The organism is Mesorhizobium sp. B2-4-13 (genome assembly GCF_006658535.1).
Classification (GTDB): Bacteria; Pseudomonadota; Alphaproteobacteria; order Rhizobiales; family Rhizobiaceae; genus Mesorhizobium; species Mesorhizobium australicum.
Window position 1 is genome coordinate 125,607 of record NZ_VFVB01000010.1, and the last position, 22,987, is coordinate 148,593.

At 64.0% G+C, this 22,987-nt stretch carries 22 protein-coding genes, 1 other RNA gene and 1 pseudogene; 23 read left to right on the plus strand and 1 reads right to left on the minus strand.

Features of this window, described 5'->3' with window-relative positions; translation table 11 throughout:
• Positions 1 to 117: 117 nt before the first annotated feature.
• The 8 genes and pseudogenes from FJ936_RS24495 to FJ936_RS31195 all read left to right on the plus strand — a co-directional run bounded on the left by FJ936_RS24495 (position 118) and on the right by FJ936_RS31195 (position 4,128).
• Positions 118 to 330: a hypothetical protein gene (locus FJ936_RS24495; protein ID WP_015317194.1), complete on the plus strand. Its 213-nt coding sequence runs from the start codon at positions 118 to 120 to the stop codon at positions 328 to 330.
• Positions 331 to 490: 160 nt separating this feature from the next.
• On the plus strand, positions 491 to 1,210 hold the full coding sequence (locus tag FJ936_RS24500) for a DnaJ family molecular chaperone (RefSeq protein ID WP_041163805.1): 720 nt from the start codon (positions 491 to 493) through the stop codon (positions 1,208 to 1,210).
• On the plus strand, positions 1,207 to 1,962 hold the full coding sequence (locus FJ936_RS24505) for an N-acetylmuramoyl-L-alanine amidase (RefSeq protein WP_140615614.1): 756 nt from the start codon (positions 1,207 to 1,209) through the stop codon (positions 1,960 to 1,962). The genes FJ936_RS24500 and FJ936_RS24505 overlap by 4 nt, the downstream gene beginning before the upstream one ends.
• Before the next feature lie 212 nt (positions 1,963 to 2,174).
• Positions 2,175 to 2,912 carry a transglycosylase SLT domain-containing protein gene (locus FJ936_RS24510; protein ID WP_140789181.1) on the plus strand — a complete coding sequence of 246 codons (738 nt, stop codon included), beginning with the start codon at positions 2,175 to 2,177 and terminating at the stop codon, positions 2,910 to 2,912.
• 64 nt (positions 2,913 to 2,976) lie between these two features.
• An RNA gene (rnpB, locus tag FJ936_RS24515) (RNase P RNA component class A) lies at positions 2,977 to 3,376 on the plus strand.
• Between the two features lie 176 nt (positions 3,377 to 3,552).
• Positions 3,553 to 3,830, plus strand: a pseudogene (locus FJ936_RS24520) (type II toxin-antitoxin system ParD family antitoxin).
• A complete protein-coding gene (locus tag FJ936_RS31190; protein ID WP_263484660.1) occupies positions 3,827 to 4,021 on the plus strand; it encodes a type II toxin-antitoxin system RelE/ParE family toxin in 195 nt (64 codons plus the stop codon). Before FJ936_RS24520 ends, FJ936_RS31190 begins: the two are co-directional and overlap by 4 nt.
• Positions 3,949 to 4,128: a type II toxin-antitoxin system RelE/ParE family toxin gene (locus tag FJ936_RS31195; RefSeq protein ID WP_263484659.1), complete on the plus strand. Its 180-nt coding sequence runs from the start codon at positions 3,949 to 3,951 to the stop codon at positions 4,126 to 4,128. The genes FJ936_RS31190 and FJ936_RS31195 overlap by 73 nt, the downstream gene beginning before the upstream one ends.
• Before the next feature lie 115 nt (positions 4,129 to 4,243).
• Here the strand turns inward: FJ936_RS31195 and FJ936_RS24530 are convergent, their stop codons facing one another.
• A complete protein-coding gene (locus FJ936_RS24530) occupies positions 4,244 to 5,359 on the minus strand; it encodes a cystathionine gamma-lyase (RefSeq protein ID WP_140714569.1) in 1,116 nt (371 codons plus the stop codon).
• Between the two features lie 407 nt (positions 5,360 to 5,766).
• Between FJ936_RS24530 and mraZ the strand changes: the two genes are divergently transcribed.
• The 15 genes from mraZ to ftsA all read left to right on the plus strand — a co-directional run bounded on the left by mraZ (position 5,767) and on the right by ftsA (position 22,946).
• Positions 5,767 to 6,240, plus strand: coding sequence for a division/cell wall cluster transcriptional repressor MraZ (gene mraZ / locus FJ936_RS24535; protein ID WP_140789185.1), 474 nt, complete (start codon positions 5,767 to 5,769; stop codon positions 6,238 to 6,240).
• Entirely contained in the window at positions 6,237 to 7,253 is a 1,017-nt protein-coding gene (gene rsmH, locus FJ936_RS24540; RefSeq protein WP_140789187.1) for a 16S rRNA (cytosine(1402)-N(4))-methyltransferase RsmH, read from the plus strand. Before mraZ ends, rsmH begins: the two co-directional genes overlap by 4 nt.
• A gap of 4 nt (positions 7,254 to 7,257) precedes the next feature.
• Positions 7,258 to 7,653, plus strand: coding sequence for a hypothetical protein (locus FJ936_RS24545; RefSeq protein WP_140789189.1), 396 nt, complete (start codon positions 7,258 to 7,260; stop codon positions 7,651 to 7,653).
• Complete coding sequence (locus FJ936_RS24550) at positions 7,650 to 9,374, plus strand: penicillin-binding protein 2 (RefSeq protein ID WP_140789191.1); 1,725 nt, start codon at positions 7,650 to 7,652, stop codon at positions 9,372 to 9,374. Before FJ936_RS24545 ends, FJ936_RS24550 begins: the two co-directional genes overlap by 4 nt.
• 54 nt (positions 9,375 to 9,428) lie before the next feature.
• Positions 9,429 to 10,883 (plus strand): UDP-N-acetylmuramoyl-L-alanyl-D-glutamate--2,6-diaminopimelate ligase, encoded by a 1,455-nt coding sequence (locus FJ936_RS24555; RefSeq protein ID WP_140789193.1) that lies wholly within the window; start codon positions 9,429 to 9,431, stop codon positions 10,881 to 10,883.
• Positions 10,880 to 12,337, plus strand: coding sequence for a UDP-N-acetylmuramoylalanyl-D-glutamyl-2,6-diaminopimelate--D-alanyl-D-alanine ligase (locus tag FJ936_RS24560; protein ID WP_141907110.1), 1,458 nt, complete (start codon positions 10,880 to 10,882; stop codon positions 12,335 to 12,337). Before FJ936_RS24555 ends, FJ936_RS24560 begins: the two co-directional genes overlap by 4 nt.
• Before the next feature lie 17 nt (positions 12,338 to 12,354).
• Complete coding sequence (gene mraY, locus FJ936_RS24565; RefSeq protein ID WP_015317207.1) at positions 12,355 to 13,437, plus strand: phospho-N-acetylmuramoyl-pentapeptide-transferase; 1,083 nt, start codon at positions 12,355 to 12,357, stop codon at positions 13,435 to 13,437.
• A gap of 8 nt (positions 13,438 to 13,445) precedes the next feature.
• On the plus strand, positions 13,446 to 14,846 hold the full coding sequence (gene murD / locus FJ936_RS24570; protein ID WP_141907111.1) for a UDP-N-acetylmuramoyl-L-alanine--D-glutamate ligase: 1,401 nt from the start codon (positions 13,446 to 13,448) through the stop codon (positions 14,844 to 14,846).
• Positions 14,846 to 15,997, plus strand: a complete 1,152-nt coding sequence (gene ftsW, locus FJ936_RS24575; protein WP_015317209.1) for a putative lipid II flippase FtsW — start codon at positions 14,846 to 14,848, stop codon at positions 15,995 to 15,997. Before murD ends, ftsW begins: the two co-directional genes overlap by 1 nt.
• Position 15,998: 1 nt before the next feature.
• Positions 15,999 to 17,126: an undecaprenyldiphospho-muramoylpentapeptide beta-N-acetylglucosaminyltransferase gene (murG, locus tag FJ936_RS24580; protein WP_141907112.1), complete on the plus strand. Its 1,128-nt coding sequence runs from the start codon at positions 15,999 to 16,001 to the stop codon at positions 17,124 to 17,126.
• Positions 17,123 to 18,523, plus strand: a complete 1,401-nt coding sequence (gene murC / locus FJ936_RS24585) for a UDP-N-acetylmuramate--L-alanine ligase (protein ID WP_141907113.1) — start codon at positions 17,123 to 17,125, stop codon at positions 18,521 to 18,523. Before murG ends, murC begins: the two co-directional genes overlap by 4 nt.
• On the plus strand, positions 18,520 to 19,485 hold the full coding sequence (murB, locus tag FJ936_RS24590; protein WP_141907114.1) for a UDP-N-acetylmuramate dehydrogenase: 966 nt from the start codon (positions 18,520 to 18,522) through the stop codon (positions 19,483 to 19,485). The genes murC and murB overlap by 4 nt, the downstream gene beginning before the upstream one ends.
• A gap of 301 nt (positions 19,486 to 19,786) precedes the next feature.
• Positions 19,787 to 20,713 carry a D-alanine--D-alanine ligase gene (locus tag FJ936_RS24595; protein ID WP_141907115.1) on the plus strand — a complete coding sequence of 309 codons (927 nt, stop codon included), beginning with the start codon at positions 19,787 to 19,789 and terminating at the stop codon, positions 20,711 to 20,713.
• Positions 20,701 to 21,642, plus strand: a complete 942-nt coding sequence (locus tag FJ936_RS24600; RefSeq protein WP_140822250.1) for a cell division protein FtsQ/DivIB — start codon at positions 20,701 to 20,703, stop codon at positions 21,640 to 21,642. The genes FJ936_RS24595 and FJ936_RS24600 overlap by 13 nt, the downstream gene beginning before the upstream one ends.
• Positions 21,639 to 22,946, plus strand: a complete 1,308-nt coding sequence (gene ftsA, locus FJ936_RS24605) for a cell division protein FtsA (RefSeq protein ID WP_015317215.1) — start codon at positions 21,639 to 21,641, stop codon at positions 22,944 to 22,946. The genes FJ936_RS24600 and ftsA overlap by 4 nt, the downstream gene beginning before the upstream one ends.
• Positions 22,947 to 22,987: the final 41 nt, after the last annotated feature.

Genomic DNA, 22,987 nt, shown 5'->3' on the forward strand with positions numbered 1-22,987 from the left:
CCTGCATGCCATTGATGTTACAGGCGGAAACGCAACGTTATGAAACCCATGGCCGTCCGGGGCATTTCTCCTTCGACCGTTCACCGCAACGTGAACGTGTGTTGAAGGAGAGACGTAATGAAAAAGCTCATTCTTGCTTCGGTGTCCGCCCTGGCCCTGCTGGGCGTTGCCGCCTGCAGCGACAGTGGCACAGGCACTGACAACACCACCACGCAGAGCACCAATCCGCCGGCTGCCGAGCAGCCGATGAAGCCTGCGGCCCCGGCCGATAATTCGACCAAGCCTGCCGAGCCGGCTCCGGCAACGCCCGCTCCTGCGCCCGCGCAGTAGTTTGTAAGCAGTAGGTGTCTTGGGAGGAAGGCCGGCTTCATGCCGGCCTTTCTCGTGGAGACCGCGCTCGGGACCGTGGATCGTCGGTGGCCACGGACCCGATAGAGAGTGGCCGTTATTGGCTTGATAGCGGGGACCGGTTGGCTCTATGAAGCTGGCCATGTCGATTTGGGACCGCCTCGGCGACTTCATCACGCGGGTTTCGTCTTCAACCACGTCAGGCGTCGCCGACGTGGTTGAAGCTGTGCGCACGGTTTTCTCCGGCGATGCCGACCTGCGCCGCCGCGTCGCCTTCTCGGTGGCGATGATCGCGCTGTCGGCCAAGATGGCCAAGGCCGACGGTATCGTCACCCAGGATGAGGTGCGCGCCTTCCAGGAAATTTTCGAAGTGCCGCCGAAGGAGACGCGCAACGTCGCGCGGCTGTTCGATCTGGCCCAGCGGGATGTGGCCGGTTTCGAGACCTATGCCGAGCGCATGGCGCAGCTCTGCGGCTCCGGGCACTCCAATTGCGTGATGTTGGAAGACATACTCGATGGCCTGTTCCACATCGCCAAGGCCGATGGGTTGGTGCATGAGCGCGAAGGCATCTTCCTGCACCGTATCGCCGAGATCTTCCGTATTGACGAGACGCATTACGAATCGATCATGGCGCGGCACGTCAATCTTGGTGCCGGCGACCCCTATGTCGTCCTCGGCATCGAGCGGGGCAAGCCGTTCGAGGAGGTCAGGAAACGCTATCGCAAGCTGGTGTCGGACAACCACCCGGATCGGCTGATCGCGCGCGGGCTGCCGCAGGAATTCATCAAGATCGCGACGACCAGGGTCGCGGCGATCAACGCCGCCTACGAGATGATCGAGCGGGGTCTGCGGCACGCATGAGCGGCTTCCTGCCCGACGAGCCAAGCGCCGAGGTCAGGGTATCGCCGAATTTCGGGCCAAGGCGCGACGCGCAGAAGCCCGACATGATTGTGCTGCACTACACGGGCATGGCTACCGGGGCCGCGGCCGAAGCCTGGCTGTGCGATCCGGCGAGTGAAGTCTCGTCGCATTATCTCGTCCATGAGAATGGTCACGTCGTGCAGATGGTGCGGGAAAGCGATCGCGCGTGGCACGCCGGCCAGAGTTCCTGGTTCGGACGCACCGACATCAATTCCTGCTCGATCGGCATCGAAATCGTCAATCCCGGCCATTCACTGGGCTATCCCGGCTTTCCGAAACGTCAGATCACGGCGGTCATCGAGCTGTGCAAGGGGATTGTCACGCGGCACGCGATCACCCCCCAGCGGGTGTTGGCGCACTCCGACGTGGCGCCGGGGCGCAAGATCGATCCCGGCGAGAAGTTCCCATGGGCCGCGCTGTTTAAGGCCGGTGTCGGTCATCTCGTGCCGGCCGCTCCCGTCAGGCGCGGAGCCGCGCTGAAGTCCGGTGACCGCGGTGCCGATGTGGAGACGCTGCAGTCGATGCTGTCGCTTTATGGCTATGGCGTCGAGATATCGGGCATTTTCGACGACCGGACACGAATTGTCGTTGAGGCCTTTCAACGGCATTTTCGACCGCGCCGGATCGACGGAATCGCCGACGGCTCGACGATGCGCACGCTGCAGAAACTGCTTGCTTCCGCGAGGAATTGACCTCAGGTCAAGAGCGGGTCCAAGTAATCCTCGCTGGTCATAAAGTTACAAACTGTCACTGAAAGTGACTTGCCTCGCCTTCATTGGCGCCAAATCGGACTTCAAAGGGCGTTTCGTACAGTTTGTCGGACGTCCATCCCCCCGGGTGTTCCGATATTGATCAAGCGATGCCACGCGAAGATCTTCGCGTGGCCCCAACAGAACAGGATCACATGCAGAAATTGACCGTTTTAACGGCAGCTCTTGCTGCCGGGGTAATGAGTTTTGCCTTCAGTGCGGCCGACGCCGCGCCGTTAAGTCCACGGGCCGACCAGGGCCTCGTCGCGGCATCCGCCAAAGGCAAGGCCATTTCGGCCAAAAGCAACAAGACGACGAAGCAGGTTTCCGCGAAAGTGGAAAAGGCAAGCTGGGCCAAGGCAAGTGGGACCAAGGCAAGTAAGACCGGGGCAGGGAAATCCTCCGCCAAGAGGCAGACAAAGCGCGGCCGCAAAACCGTGGACATGACGACGACAGCATCGATCGGTCTCGGCAACGTCGCTGCGGCGACCGCGGCGGTGACGAGCGGTGGCCAGTATTCCGCGATTGTCGGCCGCTACGCGGCGACCTACGGGGTTCCGGTGTCGCTGGCCCAGGCCGTGATCAAGATCGAAAGCAACTACCGGCCGAACATGATCGGCGGCGCCGGCGAGATCGGACTGATGCAGATCAAGCCGGCAACCGCGCGCATGATGGGTTACAGCGGGTCGGCCAAGGGCCTGTTCGATCCCGACACCAACATCAAATACGGCATGAAGTACCTCGCCATGGCGCGCGACCTCGGCGGCGGCACGACCTGCGGCACCATCCTGAAATACAATGCCGGCCATGGCGCCACCCGCATGAACCCGGTTTCGGCGGCCTATTGCAGCAAGGTCAAGGTCCAGTTGGCGGCTGTCGGCGCACCGGCTTGACAAGAACCGGGCACGACGGCTTTTTCGGTTGCGTTTTGCGGTGTGAACCCCTTTATACGCCCTGCCAGCTGGCCGGGCGGCCGCACCCGCAAACGCCGAAAGGCCGCGGGTGAGGAAAGTCCGGGCTCCATGGAAACACGGTGCCGGTTAATGGCCGGCGGGGGCGACCCCAGGGAAAGTGCCACAGAAAGCAAACCGCCACGATTTAGTCGGGGTAAGGGTGAAAGGGTGGGGTAAGAGCCCACCGCGCGACTGGCAACAGGAGCGGCACGGTAAACCCCACCGGGAGCAAGACCGAATAGGGGCGGTGCGAGGGGAAACCCTCGAGGGCTGTTTCCGGCCCACCGTCCGGGTAGGTTGCGTGAGGCGCATGGCAACATGCGCCCAAGATGAATGGCCGCCACGTTCTCGCCTCGCAAGGGGCGAGGGCCATACAAAACCCGGCTTACAGGCCAGCTGGCAGTTTCTCTCCACGACATCTGGGATTAACCTTTGGTACCAGAAGGTTGCGCCCATGGGCGCAACCTTCTGATTCAAGGGCACGGCGCTGATTTGCCCCGCCACAAGACAGAGATATCCGCCGACTTTCTTGAAATTGGTGCGATTAAATCGTACCGTCACGGCTCATCATCAGGAGCCTATCACGGGTCAGGTCGACAAACGGAGCATCACGCTTTCGCCGGAATTGGCTCAGGCGGTCGACGATGTGGTCGCGGCTGGAGAATACGCCTCGGCGAGCGAGGTGATCCGCGATGCGTTGAGGCAATGGAAGGACCGCCGCGACCTGATGGCTACACGGTTGAGGAACTGCGCAAGCTGGTGCAGGAGGGGATCGACAGCGGGCCTGGTCGGTTTGCCTCGATGGACGAAATCAAGGCGGAGGCCCGCAGGCGTCTGCGATCTGACGACGCGGCATGAAGTTGCTGCCAATCGACCGCAGCGCTCGTGCGGAAGAGGATTTGATTGCGATCTGGCTTCATATTGCGGGCAACAACGAGGCAGCAGCGGACCGGTTGCTTGATCGTTTAGCGGCAAGATGGCGGCAATTGTCGACTTATCCCTTCTCAGGTGCGCCACGCGACGACATTGCGCCGGGTATCGCCATCTGATTGTCGGCGAATATCTCACCTTGTACCGGGTCGGCGGTGATGCGATCGAAGTTCTTCGCGTGCTGCATGGTCGGCGCAACATCGAAGCCAATGACCTCGGCTCCTAAGCAATCCAGGAGAAGCGCTAGCGCTTTCCCTTGCGGAATTGCGTAATTGCGTAAAACAAAGAGTTAGGGCGGTTCGGCGATTCCATCAGACGCTGACCCGCTCGTGGTCGATTTGTCAGTCGCTGATCCTGTCCAGCGAGGCCTCGATCGCCTTCCAGAGTTCTTCCACGGGCTCACAACCGACCGATAGGCGAACGAAGCCAGCCGGAACCGCATCGCCTCGCTTCAAGCGCCGCTCGGCCGAGGTGTGGACGCCGCCGAAGGAGGTTGCGGCCTGCATCAGGTCGCAATTGTTGATGAAATCCTCGGCTTTCTGCTCGGAAGCGAGTTCGAAGGAGATGAGGAAGCCGAAGCGCTCCATCTGGGCGCGCGCAAGATTGTGCGAGGGATCGCCTTCCAGGCCGGGATAGCGCAGGCCGTTGATCGCCCGATGGCCTTGCAGGCGCCGCGCGATCACTTCCGCCGACGAACACATGCGGTCGAAGCGCACATCCAATGTTTCCAGGCCGCGATGCACCAGCCAGGCTTCGAACGGCCCGGGGATGCTGCCCGAGACCTCGCGCCAGCCGGTCACGGCGGCGATGATATCCGCATTGCGGCTGGCAACATGTCCGAACAGCACGTCGGAATGGCCATTGGGTGCCTTGGTGTCGGCGGCGACAACGATATCGGCGCCGTGATCGAGAGGGCGCTGGCCGAAGGGCGTCATCGTCGTGTTGTCGACCACCAGCAGCGCGCCGGCCTTGTGGACGGCTTCGGCGACAGCGGCGATATCGCAGATGTCCAGCCCCGGATTGGCCGGCGTTTCGACGAAGGCCAGGCGATAGCCCGCAAAACCGCCGTCAAGGAAAGTCGATGTCGGCCGGACATCGTAGGAGACGCCGAGCGGTTTCAGGAAGCGATCAGCCAGCGCCCTGGTGGTGTGATAACCGTCCGAAGGCAGCAGGACATGGTCGCCGGCCTTGAGCACGGCAAAGAATGCCGCCGAGATCGCTGCCATTCCCGAGGGAAAGCCGACGCAGGGCGCGTCCTCCAAATGGGACAACATGTGTTCGACGGCATCCCAGGTCGGGTTGCTGAAACGGCCGTACTGGTTGAAGCCGGTGGCATCGCCCGGTGCATGGAAGATGGCGGCCATGGTCAGTGGCAGGGGAATGGAATCGCCCATGGCAAACCCGCTGCGACGCAAATGGGGAAGGGCCGCAGCGCGCGATTTGGCAGTTTCAGACATCGAGTTTCAAATCTCTTGGCGATCGGTGAGATGGGGGAGACGCTATGCCCGGCCGCGGCTCGCGGCAAGGCGTCTCCAGTTGGACCAGCGAGGCTCTAAACGGTTCGTTAGGCTTAATAGACCATAAAGACGAGACGTGCCGTCAAAGCCTTCTCGTCGCCGTGATGCGCATGTTTGTGAAGCCTATTCCCGTTGACGCCCATAGTGCCCCATGGTATCCCATTTCGACATCAAAGCCTTCGTTCCGCGTCAGGGTAAAGCGTACGCCAATCGGGCAGCCGCGGCGGCTGCGCGTTTGCCGTTTTTTGCCCGTGTGGACGAGGTTGGTGCGGGGCAGACGCAGCGCTGCGGTGGCGCGTGCGACACGATGAAGAGGGGTGCGGCCGCGCAGGCGGCTGCAACGTGTGATGGACCGGTTTCTGTCGAACACGGTGAGCAGGATCGATGCGAAGGGGCGGGTGTCCGTTCCTGCGCATTTCCGTGCCGTGGTGCAGAAGCGCGGCTATTCGGAACTCTATGCACTGCGGTGCCTGGATCTGCCGGCGATGGATGTCGGCGGGCTCGATCTGCTCGATCGCTACGAGCAACGCATCGCGCGGGAAGACCCGTTCCTGCAGACTGCGGACGACATATCGTTCTTCTGCCATGGCGACGGAGCGTTCCTGAAGCTCGACCAGGACGGCCGCATCACCATGACCGATTTCATTCGCGAACATGCCGGCATTTCCGCGGAGGTGGCCTTTGTCGGGCGCGGCAATTTCTTTCAGATCTGGGAGCCGGGACGGCTTGCGACCTACGGCGCGCAGGCGCGGGCCAGGCTTTTGCAGCTTCGGCAGGGGACGAAGACTCACGAGGCCAAAGCTGGGGAGCGACCGGAATGACGGTGGGCCACGGCGATGATATCAACGCCGTTGGCGGATCGGTCCGCCACATTCCGGTCCTCCTTGGCGAAGTGCTGGAAGCGCTGGCGCCGGCGGAGGGCGACATCGTCATCGACGGCACGTTCGGCGCCGGCGGCTACACCAAGGCGATACTGGCGACCGGCGCGTCCGTTGTCGCCATCGATCGCGATCCGGATGCCATCGCGGCCGGCCGCGACCTCGAGGCGCAATCCGGCGGCCGGCTGAAGCTGGTGCAGGCGCCGTTCTCGACGCTCGACGAGCACGTCGAAAGCGTCGACGGCGTCGTGCTCGACATCGGCGTTTCCTCCATGCAGCTCGACCAGGCCGAGCGTGGCTTTTCCTTCCGCAACGACGGACCGCTCGACATGCGCATGGCGCAGGCGGGCCTGAGTGCTGCCGATGTAGTCAACAGTTTCAAGCCGGGCGACCTTGCCCGCATCTTCGGCTTCCTCGGCGAAGAGCGTCACGCCGGCCGCATCGCCCGCATGATCGAGGCGCGCCGGGAAAAACGCCCATTCGAGCGCACGCTCGAACTCGCCGATGCGATCGAAACCCATATTGGACGCGCGCCGAAGGACAAGATCCATCCGGCGACCCGCGTCTTCCAGGCGCTGCGCATCTTCGTCAATGACGAGCTCGGCGAACTGGCCAGGGCGCTGTTCGCGGCCGAACGCGCGCTGAAGCCTGGTGGACGGCTCGCCGTGGTGACGTTCCATTCGCTGGAAGACCGCATCGTCAAGCGCTTCATCGCCGACCGCGCCGACACCATGACCGGCTCGCGCCACATGCCGGAGGCGCAGGCGCGCACCGCGACATTCCGCAAGGCTGGTGGCGGGGTGACCGCAGGCGATGCCGAGGTTGCGGCCAACCCACGCGCCCGCTCGGCCAGGTTGCGTGCCGCGATCCGCACCGAGGCTCCGGCGCGCGGCGACGATTTTTCGATTTTCGGCCTTCCAAAACTTCCCGGCATCGACCGGCCGGGGGAGAGGTAAGCACGTGTTTCGTACCAGCGACATTGTCCTGATCGCCGTCATGGTTTCGGCGGCCGCCCTGACCTACAAGGCCAAGCGCGAGGCCGAGGACCAGTTGGCGGCCGTGCAGAAGATCCATGCCGAGATCCGTTACGAGGAGGACACGATCGACCTCCTCAAGGCCGACTGGAGCCTGCTCACCCAGCCGTCGCGCCTGCAGAAGCTGGCCGAACTCTATAAATCGCAGCTCGCGCTGGAGCCGGTCAGTGCCCGCCAGATCGTGGGCCTGGGCGACCTGCCGGCCAAGGCCCTCGATATCCGGGACATCCTGAACGGGCGCCAGGGCGCGATGGCCGACAATTCCGATAAGGCGCCTTCAGGCGACAAGGATCCCGTCGTGACCGGAGACATCGCCCAATGATCGGCAACCTGCTGAAGCGCTTCGCGTCGGTAAGGCGCGCCAGGACGGGCGAGGACAGATCGATCGTGGTCGAAGGCGCCCGCAAGGCGACAGGCGGCAAGGGCAAGGCGCGCATCGTGATGACGATGGCCGTGTTCTTCGGCATCTTCTCGACCATATCCGGGCGGCTGGTCTATCTCGGTTTCCAGACACCCGACCTGTCGGGCGGCCCGCAGAGCCGGGTGACCGCCTCGCGGCCCGACATTGTCGACCGCAACGGCGAAGTGCTGGCCACCGACATCAAGACGGCGTCGCTGTTCGCCGAACCGCGCCGCATCGTCGATGCCGACGAGGCGATCGAGAAGCTGTCGACGGTGCTGCCCGAAATCGACTACGAGCAGACCTATCACAAGCTGAAGAGCGGCGCCGGCTTCGTCTGGCTGCAGCGGCAGCTGACACCCAAGCAGCAGGCCGACATCATGCAGCTCGGCATTCCCGGTTTTGGCTTCCGCACCGAAAAGCGCCGTTTCTATCCAAGCGGCGAAACCTCGTCCTACGTTGTCGGCCTGACCAACATCGACAACCAGGGCATTTCCGGCATGGAGAAATATATCGATGAGCAGGGCCTGAGCGACCTGCAGGCGTCGGGCCTGGCGGTGGCGAAGGATCTCAGGCCGGTGAAGCTTTCGATCGACCTGCGCGTCCAGCATGTAGTGCGCGACGAGATTGCCGCCGGCCTGGAGCGCTATCGCGCCATGGGCGCTGGCGCGGTCGTGCTCAACGTCAAGACCGGCGAAGTGGTGGCCATGGCCTCGGTGCCGGATTTCGATCCGAACAATCCCTACAATGCGCAGGACAAAGACCGGCTCAACCGGATGTCGGCGGGGCTCTATGAGATGGGCTCGACGTTCAAGAGCTTCACCTCGGCCATGGCGCTCGATTCCGGCAAGGCGACGATGTCGAGCCGCTTCGACGCTTCGCATCCAATCCGCGTCGGCCACCAGGCCATTCACGATTTCCACGGCAAGAACCGTGTGCTGTCGTTGCCGGAGGTGTTCCTCTATTCGTCCAACATTGGATCGGCCAGGGAGGCAGAGCTGGTCGGCATCGAGGCGCACCGCGAATTCCTGCATCGCCTCGGCATTCTGGAGAAGATGCAGACCGAACTGCCCGAAGTCGCCCGCCCGACCGAGCCGAAAGTCTGGAAGCAGGTCAACTCGTTCACCATCGCCTTCGGCCATGGCGTGTCGACGACGCCGCTGCAAGCGGCTGTCGGCTGCGCGGCGCTGGTCAATGGCGGATATCTGATGGAGCCGACATTCCTGGTCCGCAGCCAGCAGGACGCGATGGCGGCAGCCAAGAAAGTGGTCGCCGACAAAACCGTCGAGGGCATGCGCTACCTCTACACGCTCAACGCCGAAAAGGGCTCGGCCAGAAACGCCCGCGTTCCCGGCTACCGCGTCGGCGGCAAGACCGGAACGGCCGAGAAGGTCATCAACGGCCGTTACTCGAAGGAGTTGAATTTCAACACCTTCGTCGCCGCCTTTCCGATGGACGATCCGCAATATCTGGTGTTCACCATCGCCGACGCCCCACATCCGGAAAAGCCTGGGATGACCGACGTCGCCGCCAACAATGCTGGGGTTATGGCCGGCAATATCATCAGGCGTTCAGCGGCCATGCTTGGCGTGAAGCCAGATTTCAGCCATGAAAATGGTGCAACGCTGGTTTCCTATCAGTGATTCTTAGGGCGCGCCGGCAACTGCGCGCTATTTTGTTGCGGTGAACGGGACTCGATGAAGCTCAAAGATCTAGCCGGTATCCTGCCAGTCGAAGGAACAGCTTCCGCCGATCTGGAGGTTACCGGCATCTCGTCCGATTCCCGCCAGGTAAAACCGGGCGTCGTCTTTTTCGCGCTTGCCGGAACCAAGGCCGATGGCGCGAGCTACGCCGCTGATGCGGCCCGGCGTGGCGCCGCCATGATCGTCCTGGGCAAGGGCAGCGCCCTTGCCGATTTGCCGGTTCCGGTGCTGGCGGTCGATGATCCGCGCCTGGCACTGGCGTTGAGTGCCGCCCGCTACTTCGGCAAACAGCCGCAAACCATGGTCGCGGTTACCGGCACCAGCGGCAAGACGTCGGTTGCCGCCTTCACCAGGCAGATTTGGGAGCAGGCGGGATACGCCGCCGCCTCGATCGGCACCACTGGCGTGGTCGCGCCCGGCCGCAACGAATATGGTTCGCTGACGACACCCGATCCCGTCGCCCTGCACCGGTTGCTCAGGGAATTGGCCGATGCCGGCGTTACCCACGCCTCGATGGAGGCCTCCAGCCACGGGCTCGACCAGCGCCGCCTCGATGGGGTGAAGCTCTCGGCCGGGGGCTTCACCAATCTCGGCCGCGACCACATGGATTACCATCCGACGATCGAGGATTATCATCGCGCCAAATTGCGCCTGTTCGACACGTTGCTGCCGAAGGGCGCCCCCGCCGTCGTCTTCGCCGACGATCCGTGGTCCGAGCCGACGATAAAGGCGGCGCGGGCCGCCGGGCTTGATGTGCTGACGGTCGGCCGCCGTGGCGATTTCCTCAGGCTGAAGCGGGTCGAGCATGAGCGTCATCGCCAGCGTGCCGAGGTCGAGGCCGACGGTGTGATCCACGAGATCGACCTGCCGCTCGCCGGCGATTTCCAGATCGCGAATGCGCTGGTTTCGGCGGGGCTTGCCATTTCCACTGGAACACCTGTCGCCAAAGCCTTGGCGGCGTTGGAGAAATTGAAAGGGGCGCCGGGCCGGCTCGATCTCGTCGGCACCACGGCGAGCGGCGCGCCGGTCTATGTCGATTACGCGCACAAGCCCGATGCGCTGGAAAACGTGCTGGCCTCGGTGCGTCCGTTCACCACCGGCCGTGTCATGGTCGTCTTCGGCTGTGGTGGCGACCGCGACCGTGGCAAACGACCGATCATGGGCGAGATCGCGACACGGCTTGCAGATGTCGTCATCGTCACCGACGACAATCCGCGCTCGGAAGTGCCCGAAACCATCCGCGCCGCCATTCTTGGGGCCGCGCCCGGCGCCATGGAGATCGGCGACCGGCGCAAGGCTATCCACGAGGCTGTCGGCATGCTGCATGCCGGCGACACACTGATCGTGGCCGGCAAGGGCCACGAGGAAGGCCAGACGATCGGCTCGGAAACCCTGCATTTCTCCGACCACGAGGAAGTGCGCGCCGCGCTCCGGGAGCATGCCGCATGAGCTTGCTGTGGACGTCGGAAGCGTTGATTGCCGCCACGGACGGACGGCCGCTCGGCCCCATGCCCGAAGGCATATCGGGCATTTCGATCGACAGCCGCAGCCTGCAGCCGGGCGATGCTTTCTTTGCCATCAAGGGCGAGGCGATGGACGGCCATGACTTCGTCACCGCGGCCATCAAGGCCGGCGCCGGCGTGCTGGTGGTGGCCGAAGGCAAGCTGCCCTCACTTGGCCGGTTGACCGCGCCGATCATCGTCGTCGACGACGTCCTGGTTGCGCTGGAAAAGCTCGGTGTCGCGGCGCGCGCCCGCTCGCAAGCCAAGATCATCGCGGTGACCGGCTCGGCGGGCAAGACCACGACCAAGGAGGCGCTGCGCCACGTGCTTTCGGCCGTCGGCAAGGTGCATGCCTCGGCGCAGTCCTTCAACAACCATTGGGGCGTGCCGCTGACCTTGGCGCGCATGCCCGCCGATTGCGATTATGCCGTGTTCGAGATCGGCATGAACCATCCCGATGAGATCCGGCCGCTGGTGAAGATGGTGCGGCCGCATGTCGCCATCGTCACCATGATCGCGGCCGCGCATCTTGGCTTCTTCCGCAACCTGGACGAGATCGCCAAGGCCAAGGCCGAGATTTTCGAGGGCCTGGAGCCCGATGGTGCTGCCGTCCTCAACCGCGACGATGCGCGTTTCAAGCTGCTGTACAAGATGGCACAGGCTGCGGGCGTCGAGCATATCCATGGCTTCGGCGAGAATGCGCGCTCGACCTTCAAGCTGGTCAAGTGCGAGTTGCATGCCGACCATTCCGACATCGCCGCCCGGATCAGCGGCCACGATATCATCGCCCGTATCGGCGCGCCCGGCCGGCACATGGTGCAGAACGTGCTGGCGGTGCTTGGCGCCGCGCATCTGGTTGGCGCCGATCTCGACAAGGTTGCATTGGCGCTGGCCGATCTCTCGGCGGAGCGCGGGCGCGGCAAGCGCCACGTGCTGCGGCATCCCGGGAGCCCGATTTCGAGCCAGGCCGGTGGCTCGATCACGCTGATCGACGAGAGCTATAACGCCAATCCTGCCTCGATGGCGGCTGCGATGGCGCTGCTCAACGCGACACCGGTGACGGGCGAGGGCAGGCGCATCGCCGTGCTTGGCGACATGCTCGAGCTCGGCGATCACTCGGCCAAGCTGCACGCCGCTCTTGCCGATCTCATCGTCGGCACCGGCACGCGGACGGTCTTTCTCGGCGGCCCGGAAATGCGGTCGCTGGCGGAAGCGCTGCCGGACGATATCAGGACGGAATACCGCGCCGGCGTCGAGGAGTTGAAGCCGGTGCTGCTCGCCGCGCTGAAGCCGGGCGACGTGGTGATGATCAAATCGTCGAAGGGTATCGGTTTTGCAAAACTGGTCGATGCGCTGCTGGGCAAATTCCCGGCTGAAACGACAACAAGCAACCAGACCTAGTCGGGGGACGAAAGCGCATGTTCACACTGCTGGTCGATTTCGCGGACAAGGTCTCTGTCTTCAATGTCTTCCGCTACATCACGTTCCGCACCGGCGGGGCGCTGATCACCTCCGCCCTGATCGTCTTCATCTTCGGGCCGACCATCATCAATTCGCTGCGGCTCAGGCAAGGCAAGGGCCAACCGATCCGCGCCGACGGGCCGCAGACCCATTTCAAAAAGGCAGGTACGCCGACCATGGGCGGCCTGATGATCCTGTCCGGCATCATCGGCTCGTCGCTTTTATGGGCGAACCTGTCCAGCATCTATGTCTGGGTGGTGCTTTTGGTGACACTCGGCTTCGGCTCGATCGGCTTTTACGACGACTATCTGAAGGTGACGAAGCAGTCGCATCTCGGCTTCTCCGGCAAGGCGCGGCTTGCGCTGGAATTCGTTATCGCCGGCATCGCCGCCTGGGCGATCATGCACAATGGCCAGGCGCCGTTCTCGTCGTCGCTGACATTCCCCTTCGCCAAGGAATTCATCATCAACCTCGGCTGGTTCTTCATTCCGTTCTCCTGCTTCGTCATCGTCGGCGCCGGCAATGCGGTGAACCTGACCGATGGCCTCGATGGCCTGGCGATCGTGCCGATCATGATCGCGGCGGCGTCCTTCGGCGTCATCGCCTATCTCTCGGGCAACGCGGTTTTCGCCGAATATCTGCAGATCCATTTCGTGCCCGGCACTGGTGAACTGGCGGTCGTGCTTGGCGCGGTCATCGGCGCCGGCCTCGGCTTCCTGTGGTTCAACGCGCCGCCCGCGGCGATCTTCATGGGCGACACCGGATCGCTGGCCATGGGCGGCCTGATCGGCACGGTCGCGGTCGCCACCAAGCACGAGATCGTGCTCGTCATCGTCGGCGGCCTGTTCGTGGTCGAGATTCTCTCGGTCATCATCCAGGTCGGCTACTTCAAGATGACCGGCAAGCGCGTGTTCCTGATGGCGCCGATCCACCATCATTTCGAAAAGCTCGGCTGGACCGAAAGCCAGGTGGTGATCCGCTTCTGGATCATCGCCGTCATCCTGGCGCTGGTCGGTCTTTCCACCCTCAAGCTCAGATAGGCAGCCCCTTGATCCCCGCCGCATCCTTCGCAGGCAAGCGTGTATCGCTCTTCGGGCTCGGCGGCTCGGGGATCGCCACGGCGCGCGCGCTGATCGAGGGCGGCGCCGAGGTGCTGGCCTGGGACGACAATCCCGGCAGCGTCGCCAAGGCGGCCGCCACCGGCATCGCCACCGGCGATCTGCGTGGCGCCGACTGGGCCGGTTTTTCCGCCTTCGTGCTGTCGCCCGGCGTGCCGCTCACCCATCCCAAGCCGCACTGGACCGTGGAATTGGCGCGCGGGGCCGGCGTCGAGATCATCGGCGATATCGAGCTGTTCTGCAGGGAACGGACGCAGCGTGCGCCGGATGCTCCCTTCATCGCCATCACCGGCACCAACGGCAAGTCGACGACGACGGCGCTGACGGCGCATATCCTTCAAGCCTCCGGGCGCGACACGCAGATGGGTGGCAATATCGGCCGTGCGGTGATGACGCTCGATCCGCCGAAGCCTGGCCGGCATTATATAGTCGAATGCTCGTCCTACCAGATCGACCTTGCGCCCTCGATCAATCCGACGGCCGGCATCCTGCTCAATCTGACGCCCGACCATCTCGACCGCCACGGCACCATGCAGCACTACGCTTGGATCAAGGAGCGGCTGGTGGCGGGCAGCGAGACGGCGATTATCGGCATCGACGATTCCTGGTGCGCGCAGATCGCCGATCGGCTGGAGCGGGCAGGGCGGCAGGTCGTCCGCATTTCCAAGCGCCTGCCGCTGACCGACGGCTATTTCGCCGACGGCACCAATCTGATGGAAGCCGTGCACGGCCGCTACGGCCGGGTAGCCTTCCTCGAAGGCATTGGCTCGCTGCGTGGTCAGCACAATGCGCAAAATGCGTTGGCCGCCGTCGCCGCTTGCCTCAAGGTCGGGCTCAACCTTGGCGAGATCCAGTCTGGGCTGGAAAGCTTCCCGGGTCTGGCGCACCGCATGGAGCAGGTTGGCCGCAAGGACCATGTGCTGTTCGTCAACGATTCCAAGGCGACCAATGCCGATGCCGCCGCACCCGCGCTGTCCAGCTTCAATCGCATCTACTGGATCGCCGGCGGCCTTCCCAAGGAAGGCGGCATCGAGCCGCTGCGCGGTTTCTTCCCGCGCATCGCCAAGGCTTATCTGATCGGCGAGGCGGCGCCCGCCTTTTCGGCGACGCTCGGCGAGGCCGTGCCCTACGAGATCTCGGGCACGCTGGCGGCAGCGGTCGAGCATGCCGCGCATGACGCGGCCAAGGACGACAGTGGCGAGGCGGTGGTGCTGTTGTCGCCGGCCTGCGCCAGTTTCGACCAGTTCAAGAATTTCGAGGTCCGCGGCGAAGCCTTCAGGCAAGCTGCGAGCGCTATGGATGGCGTCAAACCCATCGGAGGGGCACGATAATGCAGAGCCGTCTCGACAAAAGTCCGGTCGCAACCTGGTGGTGGACCATCGATCGCTGGTTCCTGGCGGCGTTTCTGTCGCTGATGGGGCTCGGCATCGTGTTGTCCTTCGCGGCAAGTCCCGCTGTGGCCGAACGCATCGGCCTCGACAGTTTCCATTTCGCCACCCGGCAGATCATCTTCACCGTGCCTGCGCTCGGCGTGATGCTGGCGGTCTCGTTCCTGGATTCCAGGCAGATCCGGCGCATGTCGCTGATCATGCTGTGCCTGATGCTGGTGCTGATGGTGGCGGTGCTCTATGTCGGCGTCGAGGTGAAGGGCGCGCGCCGCTGGGTGTCGCTTGCCGGCCTGTCGATCCAACCTTCGGAATTCCTCAAGCCGGCCTTCGTCATCATGTGCGCGTGGCTGTTCGCCGAGCACAAGCGCCAGCCCGACATTCCGGGCAATCTGTTCGCCATGCTGCTCCTGGTGCTGGTCGTGTCGCTGCTGGTGGCGCAGCCGGACCTCGGTCAGACCATGCTGACCACCGGCACCTGGGGCATCATGTTCTTCATGGCGGGGCTGCCATGGCTTTGGATCATCGTGCTGGGCGCTGCCGGCGTCGGCGGCGTCTTCGCCGCCTATACGGTGTTTCCGCACGTCGCGCTGCGCATCGACAAATTCCTCACCGGCGAAGGCGACACGTTCCAGGTCGACATGGGCCGCGATGCGCTGATCAATGGCGGCTGGTTCGGCGTCGGGCCGGGCGAGGGCACGGTCAAGCGGGTCATCCCCGACAGCCATGCCGACTTCGTCTTCTCGGTCGCGGGCGAAGAATTTGGGCTGATCATGTGTTTCTTCATCATGTCGATCTTCGCCTTCATCGTGCTGCGCGGTCTCAACACGGCGCTCAAGGAGCATGACGACTTCACCCGTTATGCGGTCGGCGGTCTGGTCACCGTGTTCGGCCTGCAGGCCGTCATCAACATGTGCGTCAACCTGCAACTGGTGCCGGCAAAGGGCATGACGCTGCCCTTCATCTCCTATGGCGGCTCCTCGCAGATCGCCATCGCCATCTCGATGGGGATGGTGCTGGCGCTGACGCGCAAGCGGCCGGAAAAGCGCAAGCAGATGGGCTTTACCCTGCCGCAGCGCGCCATGCCGGCGGAGTGACATGGCCAGAGGCGTTATCCTTCTCGCGGCGGGCGGAACCGGCGGACATCTGTTTCCAGCCGAAGCGCTGGCGCATGAACTCCTCGATCGCGGCTGGGCGGTGCATCTGGCGACCGACACCCGGGCCGAACGGTTTGCCGCCCATTTTCCTGCGGCGGCCGTCCATCCGATTCAGTCGGCGACGTTAGGCTCGAAAAATCCCTTCGCCCTGCTCGGCGCCTTCTGGAAAATCTGGAGCGGCGTGCGTCAGGCCTCCGCCATCATCGGCAGGATCAAGCCGGAGGCCGTGGTTGGATTTGGCGGCTATCCGACCTTGCCGCCGCTCTACGCGGCGACGCGGCGCAAGGTGCCGACGCTGATCCACGAGCAGAACGCGGTGATGGGCCGCGCCAACCGGGCGCTGGCCGGCCGTGTCGACGCGATCGCCGGCGGCTTCCTGCCGCAGGATGAAAGCGCGGCCGGCGCCAAAACGGTGACGACCGGCAATCCGGTCCGGCCGGCTGTGCTCGAAGCGGCCGGGACGCCTTACGCGGCTTCGACCGGGGATGAGCCTTTCCGCCTGCTGGTGTTCGGCGGCAGCCAGGGCGCACAGTTCTTTTCCGATGCCATGCCGGGGGCCATCGCGCTGCTTTCCGATGCACAGCGCAAGCGCCTTGTCGTGACCCAACAAGCTCGCGCGGACGACGTGGCGCGGGTGAAGGCGGCCTATGCCGCGCTCGGCGTCGCCGTCGAGGTCTCGCCGTTCTTCACGGACATGGCGGCGCGCATAGCGGCGGCGCATCTTGTAATCTCTCGTTCCGGCGCCTCGACCGTGTCGGAAATCGCCGTCATCGGCCGGCCGGCGCTGCTGGTGCCCTATCCCTTCGCGCTCGACCACGACCAGGCGGCCAATGCAGCCGCCCTTGCGGCCGCCGGCGGTGGCGAGGTGCATGTGCAATCCTCGCTTTCGCCCGAGCGCATCGCGGCACTGCTCGGCGCCCTGATAGACCAACCGGAGCGGCTGGCGACGATGGCTGCCGCGGCCAAGTCGGTCGGCAGGCCCGACGCGGCGCGGTTGCTCGCCGACCTCACAGAGGCTATTGCGTCCCGCAAAACAGTATCGGATTTCAGGAAGGGGACGCACCCATGAAGATGCCGCAGACCATCGGCCTCGTGCATTTCATCGGCATTGGCGGCATCGGCATGAGCGGCATCGCCGAGGTGCTGCACAATCTCGGCTACAAGGTGCAGGGGTCCGACCAGGCCGACAGCGCCAATGTGCAGCGGCTGCGCGACAAGGGCCTCGAATGCTTCGTCGGCCACAAGGCGGAGAATCTCGGTGACGCCGAGGTCATCGTCGTCTCGACGGCGATCAAGAAGTCGAATCCGGAGCTGAAGGCGGCGCGTGAAAAGCTGTTGCCGATCGTGCGCCGCGCGGAGATGCTGGCCGAGCTGATGCGTTTTCGCCAGGCGGTGGCGATCGGCGGCACGCATGGCAAGACCACGACGACCTCGATGGTGGCGACGCTGCTCGAGGCCGGCGGGCTCGACCCGACCGTCATCAATGGCGGCATCATCAATGCGTACGGCACCAACGCCCGCATGGGCGATGGCGAGTGGATGGTGGTCGAAGCCGACGAGAGCGACGGCACCTTCCTCAAGCTGCCGGCCGACATCGCCGTCGTCACCAACATCGATCCCGAGCATCTCGATCATTATGGCAATTTCGACAATGTGCGCGAAGCGTTCCGCCAGTTCGTCGAGAACGTGCCTTTCTATGGCTTCGGAGTGATGTGCACCGATCACCCGGAAGTGCAGGCGCTAGTCGGGCGCATTGAGGACCGGCGCGTCATCACCTATGGCGAGAACGCACAGGCCGATGTGCGCTTCACCAACCATCGCATGGCGGGGGCGACCTCGGAGTTCGACGTGATCATCCGCGACCGCAAGGGGCGCGGCCAGACGGCAATTTCGGGCTTGCGCCTGCCGATGCCCGGCCGCCACAATGTTTCCAACGCGACCGCCGCGATCGCGGTCGCGCATGAACTCGGCCTGTCGGCCGAGGCGATCAAGAAAGGCCTGTCGTCTTTCGCCGGCGTCAAGCGCCGCTTCACCCACACCGGTTCCTGGAACGGTGTCGACGTGTTCGACGATTACGGCCACCACCCGGTCGAAATCTCGGCGGTGCTGAAGGCGGCGCGCAGCGCCACCAACGGGCGTGTCATCGCCATTGCCCAGCCGCACCGCTTCACCCGGTTGCATGATCTGTTCAACGAGTTCTCCGCCTGCTTCAACGATGCCGACACGGTGATGGTCGCCCCGGTCTACGCCGCCGGCGAAGAGCCGATGGACGGCGTGACATCGGACGCGCTGGTGTCGCGTATCCGCGCCGGCGGCCATCGGGACGCCCGCTACATCGAGGGGCCGGCCGACATCGCGCCCGTCATCCGCGACATCGCCAAGCCCGGCGACTTCGTCGTCTTTCTCGGCGCCGGCAATATCACTCAGTGGGCCTATGCGCTGCCGAAGGAGCTTGCCGCCCCATGATGAACGGCCAGGCCCTGATCGACAGACTTGGCGACCGGCTAGCCGGCCTGCGCGGCCGCATCACGCCGAATGCCGAGATGGACAAGATCACCTGGTTCCGGGCTGGCGGCCTTGCCGAGGCGCTGTTCCAGCCGGCGGATGAAGAAGATCTCGCCGCCTTCCTCAGAGCGGTTCCCGAAGAGATACCCTTGACCATCGTCGGCGTCGGCTCGAACCTTCTGGTCCGCGACGGCGGCATTCCGGGTTTCGTCATCAGGCTTTCGGCCAAGGGCTTTGGCGAGGCCGAAGTCGTTTCCCCGATCAGGATCAAGGCAGGTGCCGCCACGCCAGACAAGCGCATGGCGGCGGTGGCGCTCGAGGCCGGCATTGGCGGCTTCCATTTCTACCACGGCATTCCAGGCGCTATCGGCGGCGCGCTCAGGATGAATGCCGGCGCCAACGGGGTCGAGACGCGCGAGCGCGTCGTCGAGGTGCGGGCGCTCGACCGCGCGGGCAACGCCCAAACGCTGAGCAATGCCGAGATGGGCTATGCCTACCGCCATTCGGCGGCGCCCGCCGGGCTGATCTTCACTTCGGCCGTTTTCGAAGGCTTTGCCGAGGACAGGGCGGTAATCAAGGCGGCGATGGATGCGGTGCAGAACCATCGCGAGACCGTGCAGCCGATCCGCGAGAAGACGGGCGGCTCGACCTTCAAGAATCCGGAAGGCACGTCGGCCTGGAAGGAGATCGACAAGGCGGGTTGCCGCGGGCTGATGATCGGCGGTGCGCAGATGTCGCCGATGCACTGCAACTTCATGATCAACACCGGAACGGCGACCGGCTACGACCTCGAATATCTCGGCGAGACGGTGCGCGCGCGGGTGCTCGAGCATTCCGGCATCCGGTTGCAGTGGGAGATCAAGCGCATCGGCAATTTCCGTTCCGGATATGCCGTCCAGGAGTTCCTCGGCCAGCTTCTCTAGCGCCTCTTGAAGTTCACGTGATGCGTGAACTTCAACCGGCTCGAAATGCCGTGAAATCGTTGCTGCAAAGACTCAGCGACACGGTTTTCGCATCCATTTTCTCAGAAAGTGAATCTCTCGGAATCATAAGTGCTTGCCAGTGAATCAACTCTCTGATTCTCTGCCCTGAAGCGTTTCCTGATTTGAGTCGTTCGACGCGTTTTCAGCGTTTTCCGTCTGGGGGGCAACCTGCCGGGAGACTCAGACTCAATGTTGCGGAAATCTTGCGTTTTTGGTCCGCGGTGAGAGGGGATGACGGGGAATGAAAAGCAAGCATGTGGCCGTATTGCTGGGAGGTTTCTCGTCCGAGCGGCCCGTGTCTCTGTCTTCCGGAAAGGCCTGTGCCGATGCGCTGGAGCAGGAGGGTTACCAGGTCACCCGCGTCGATGTCGGGCGCGATGTCGGCTCGGTGCTTGCCGAGCTCAAGCCTGACGTCGCCTTCAATGCGCTGCATGGGCCTTTTGGTGAGGACGGTACCATCCAGGGCATCCTCGAATATCTCGGCATTCCCTACAGTCATTCCGGCGTGCTCGCCTCGGCGCTTGCCATGAACAAGGAGCAGGCGAAGAAGGTCGTCAAATCGGTCGGCGTCCCCGTTGCCGAATCGAAGGTCTCCAATCGGTTCTCCATCCAGAACAAGCATCCGATGAAGCCGCCCTATGTGGTCAAACCGGTCAGCGAGGGGTCGAGCTTTGGCGTCGTCATCGTGTCGGAGGGGCAATCGCACCCGCCGCAGGTAATCGGGTCGTCCGAATGGAAATATGGCGATACCGTCATGGTCGAGCGCTACATCCATGGGCGCGAGCTGACCTGCGCTGTCATGGGCGATGTGGCGCTTGGCGTCTGCGAGATCATCCCGACGGGCCATTCCTTCTACGACTATGATTCAAAATATGTCGCGGGGGGATCAAAACACGAATGCCCCGCAAAAGTTTCACCGAATATTTACCAAAAAATACAGACACTGGCGCTCAAGGCTCACCAAGCTGTCGGCTGTCGGGGCGTTTCCCGGTCGGACTTCCGTTATGACGATCGTCACTCCGAAAATGGCGAGGTTGTATGGCTCGAGGTCAACACTCAGCCAGGCATGACGCCGACGTCTCTGGTGCCTGAAATTGCCGCCCATGCCGGGCATTCGTTTGGTGAATTGTTGAGTTGGATGGTGGAGGACGCTTCGTGTCTGCGTTGAAATGGGGACAGGGTAAGGTGAGGGGCGCGGCCGGGCCGTCGCTGTTCGGCCTGCCATTGTCGTTGGACCATTTCGTTCTGCCGCGCGTGCTTCGCCGCCCGGTACGCATCCTGACGCGCCTGGGCGATGGTGAATTCCAGGCGCCGCGCTTCTCCGCCGCGATCATGTCGTCGGTGCTGCTGGTGTCGAGTGGCGCCTATGGCGCCTACCTCGGCGGTCACGCCGACGGGATCATTCAAAGCATCACCGCCCGCACCGGCTTCGCGGTCGACCAGGTCAAGGTGGTCGGCAACCGCCAGACTTCGGAGATCGACATTCTCGACAGGCTGGAACTCGATGGCTGGACGTCGCTGATCGGCTTCGACGCCGAGGCCGCGCGGGAGCGTATCGCCACCTTGCCCTGGATCCAGGTTGCCGCGGTGCGCAAGGTCTATCCGCACACGCTGGAAGTGCGCGTCGAGGAGCGTGCGGCTTTCGCGCTCTGGCAGCAGGGCAACGACCTCTCCGTCATCGAGAAGGATGGCGCCGTCATCGCGCCGTTCTCGGGCGGCAAGCAGGTGCTCCTGCCGCTGTTGATCGGCACCGGCGCGCCCGCCAAGGCGCCCGATTTCCTGGCCAGGATCGAACACTATCCCGACCTCGCCGGCCGCATCAAAGGCTATGTCCGCGTTGGCGAACGGCGCTGGGACCTGAAGCTGGACAACGGCATCACCATCAAGTTGCCCGAGGATGACGAGGACCAGGCGCTCGCCGAACTCGTCAAGATGGACCATGACAAGGGGCTGTTGTCGCGCGACATCGCCGCCGTCGACATGCGCCTGACAGACCGGCTGGTCGTGGAGCTGACGCCGCAGGCGGCGACGCAGCGCGAAGCCGCGCTCAACGAGAAGCCGAAAACCCTGAAGCGCAAGCCGGAGACGAAGATATGAGCTGGCTTGGCGGTTCTGGCGATGCCTCGTCGCGCCGGTCGGGCACCCTGACGGTGCTGGATGTCGGCTCGAACAAGGTCTGCTGCATGGTGGCCAAGCTGAAGCCGAACGATGACGGCAAGCTCCTGCGCGGCCGCTCGCATCGCATCCAGGTCATCGGCATCGGCCACCAGAAATCGCAAGGGGTGAAGTCCGGCGTCATCGTCGATCTCGACCGGGCCGAGCATGCCATTCGCCTCTCCGTCGATGCCGCCGAACGCATGGCCGGGCTGACGGTCGATTCGCTGATCGTCAACATGACCGCCGGCCGGCTGAAGAGCGAAAGCTTCTCGGCGACCATCAATCTTGGCGGCCACGAAGCCGACGAAGCCGACATCAAGCGCGTGCTCGGCGCCGGTGCCAAGCAGGCGCTGAAGGCCGAGCGCGAGGTGGTCCATTCGCTGCCCGTCGGCTTCTCGCTCGATGCCGAGCGTGGCGTGCGCGATCCGCGCGGCATGGTGGGCGACACGCTTGGCGTCGACATGCATGTGCTGACGGGCGATGCGGCGCCGATGCGCAATCTGGAGCTCTCCATCAACCGCTCGCATTTGTCGGTCGAGCGCATGGTGGCGACGCCCTATGCCAGCGGGCTGGCGGCACTGGTCGACGACGAGCTGGAACTCGGAGCCGCCTGCATCGACATGGGCGGCGGCACGACGACGATCTCGGTGTTTTCGGAAGGCAAGTTCGTCCATGGCGACGCCATCGCCATCGGCGGCAACCATGTGACGCTCGACATGGCCAAGGGACTTTCGACCTCGCTCGACGCCGCCGAACGGCTGAAGGTGATGCACGGCTCGGCGCTGCCGGGCAGCGCCGACGACCGCGACCTGGTCTCGATCCAGCCGATCGGCGACGATGGCGACGTGCCGCTGCAGATCCCGCGTTCGGTGATGACGCGCATCGTGCGCGCCCGCATCGACGAGACGCTCGAACTCCTGCGTGACCGGTTGAACAAGTCCGGCTACGGCAATGCGGTCGGCAAGCGCGTCGTGCTCACCGGCGGCGCCAGCCAGCTGGCCGGCCTGCCGGAAGCGGCGCGCCGCATCCTGGGGCGCAATGTACGCATCGGTCGCCCGCTCGGCGTGGCGGGCCTGCCCGAAGCGGCGAAAGGCCCGGCTTTCTCGGCCGCGGTCGGGCTTCTGATCTATCCGCAGATGGCGAGCTTCGAGAGCCATCCGGCGAAAGGCATTTCCGGTCTCAGAATGACCGGAACGGGTGGAAAACTGCATCGCATGAGTCAGTGGTTGAGAGACAGTTTCTAATTGACGGGGACAGCCCCATAGGCGGCCGCGGCGGCGAAGCG

Coding starts and splice junctions, on each gene's coding strand:
- FJ936_RS24495 (WP_015317194.1), top strand. CDS start 118: ATGAAAAAGCTCATTCTTGCTTCGGTGTCCGCCCTGGCCCTGCTGGGC.
- FJ936_RS24500 (WP_041163805.1), top strand. CDS start 491: ATGTCGATTTGGGACCGCCTCGGCGACTTCATCACGCGGGTTTCGTCT.
- FJ936_RS24505 (WP_140615614.1), top strand. CDS start 1,207: ATGAGCGGCTTCCTGCCCGACGAGCCAAGCGCCGAGGTCAGGGTATCG.
- FJ936_RS24510 (WP_140789181.1), top strand. CDS start 2,175: ATGCAGAAATTGACCGTTTTAACGGCAGCTCTTGCTGCCGGGGTAATG.
- FJ936_RS31190 (WP_263484660.1), top strand. CDS start 3,827: ATGAAGTTGCTGCCAATCGACCGCAGCGCTCGTGCGGAAGAGGATTTG.
- FJ936_RS31195 (WP_263484659.1), top strand. CDS start 3,949: ATGGCGGCAATTGTCGACTTATCCCTTCTCAGGTGCGCCACGCGACGA.
- FJ936_RS24530 (WP_140714569.1), bottom strand. CDS start 5,359: ATGTCTGAAACTGCCAAATCGCGCGCTGCGGCCCTTCCCCATTTGCGT.
- mraZ (WP_140789185.1), top strand. CDS start 5,767: ATGGACCGGTTTCTGTCGAACACGGTGAGCAGGATCGATGCGAAGGGG.
- rsmH (WP_140789187.1), top strand. CDS start 6,237: ATGACGGTGGGCCACGGCGATGATATCAACGCCGTTGGCGGATCGGTC.
- FJ936_RS24550 (WP_140789191.1), top strand. CDS start 7,650: ATGATCGGCAACCTGCTGAAGCGCTTCGCGTCGGTAAGGCGCGCCAGG.
- FJ936_RS24555 (WP_140789193.1), top strand. CDS start 9,429: ATGAAGCTCAAAGATCTAGCCGGTATCCTGCCAGTCGAAGGAACAGCT.
- FJ936_RS24560 (WP_141907110.1), top strand. CDS start 10,880: ATGAGCTTGCTGTGGACGTCGGAAGCGTTGATTGCCGCCACGGACGGA.
- mraY (WP_015317207.1), top strand. CDS start 12,355: ATGTTCACACTGCTGGTCGATTTCGCGGACAAGGTCTCTGTCTTCAAT.
- ftsW (WP_015317209.1), top strand. CDS start 14,846: ATGCAGAGCCGTCTCGACAAAAGTCCGGTCGCAACCTGGTGGTGGACC.
- murG (WP_141907112.1), top strand. CDS start 15,999: ATGGCCAGAGGCGTTATCCTTCTCGCGGCGGGCGGAACCGGCGGACAT.
- murC (WP_141907113.1), top strand. CDS start 17,123: ATGAAGATGCCGCAGACCATCGGCCTCGTGCATTTCATCGGCATTGGC.
- murB (WP_141907114.1), top strand. CDS start 18,520: ATGATGAACGGCCAGGCCCTGATCGACAGACTTGGCGACCGGCTAGCC.
- FJ936_RS24595 (WP_141907115.1), top strand. CDS start 19,787: ATGAAAAGCAAGCATGTGGCCGTATTGCTGGGAGGTTTCTCGTCCGAG.
- ftsA (WP_015317215.1), top strand. CDS start 21,639: ATGAGCTGGCTTGGCGGTTCTGGCGATGCCTCGTCGCGCCGGTCGGGC.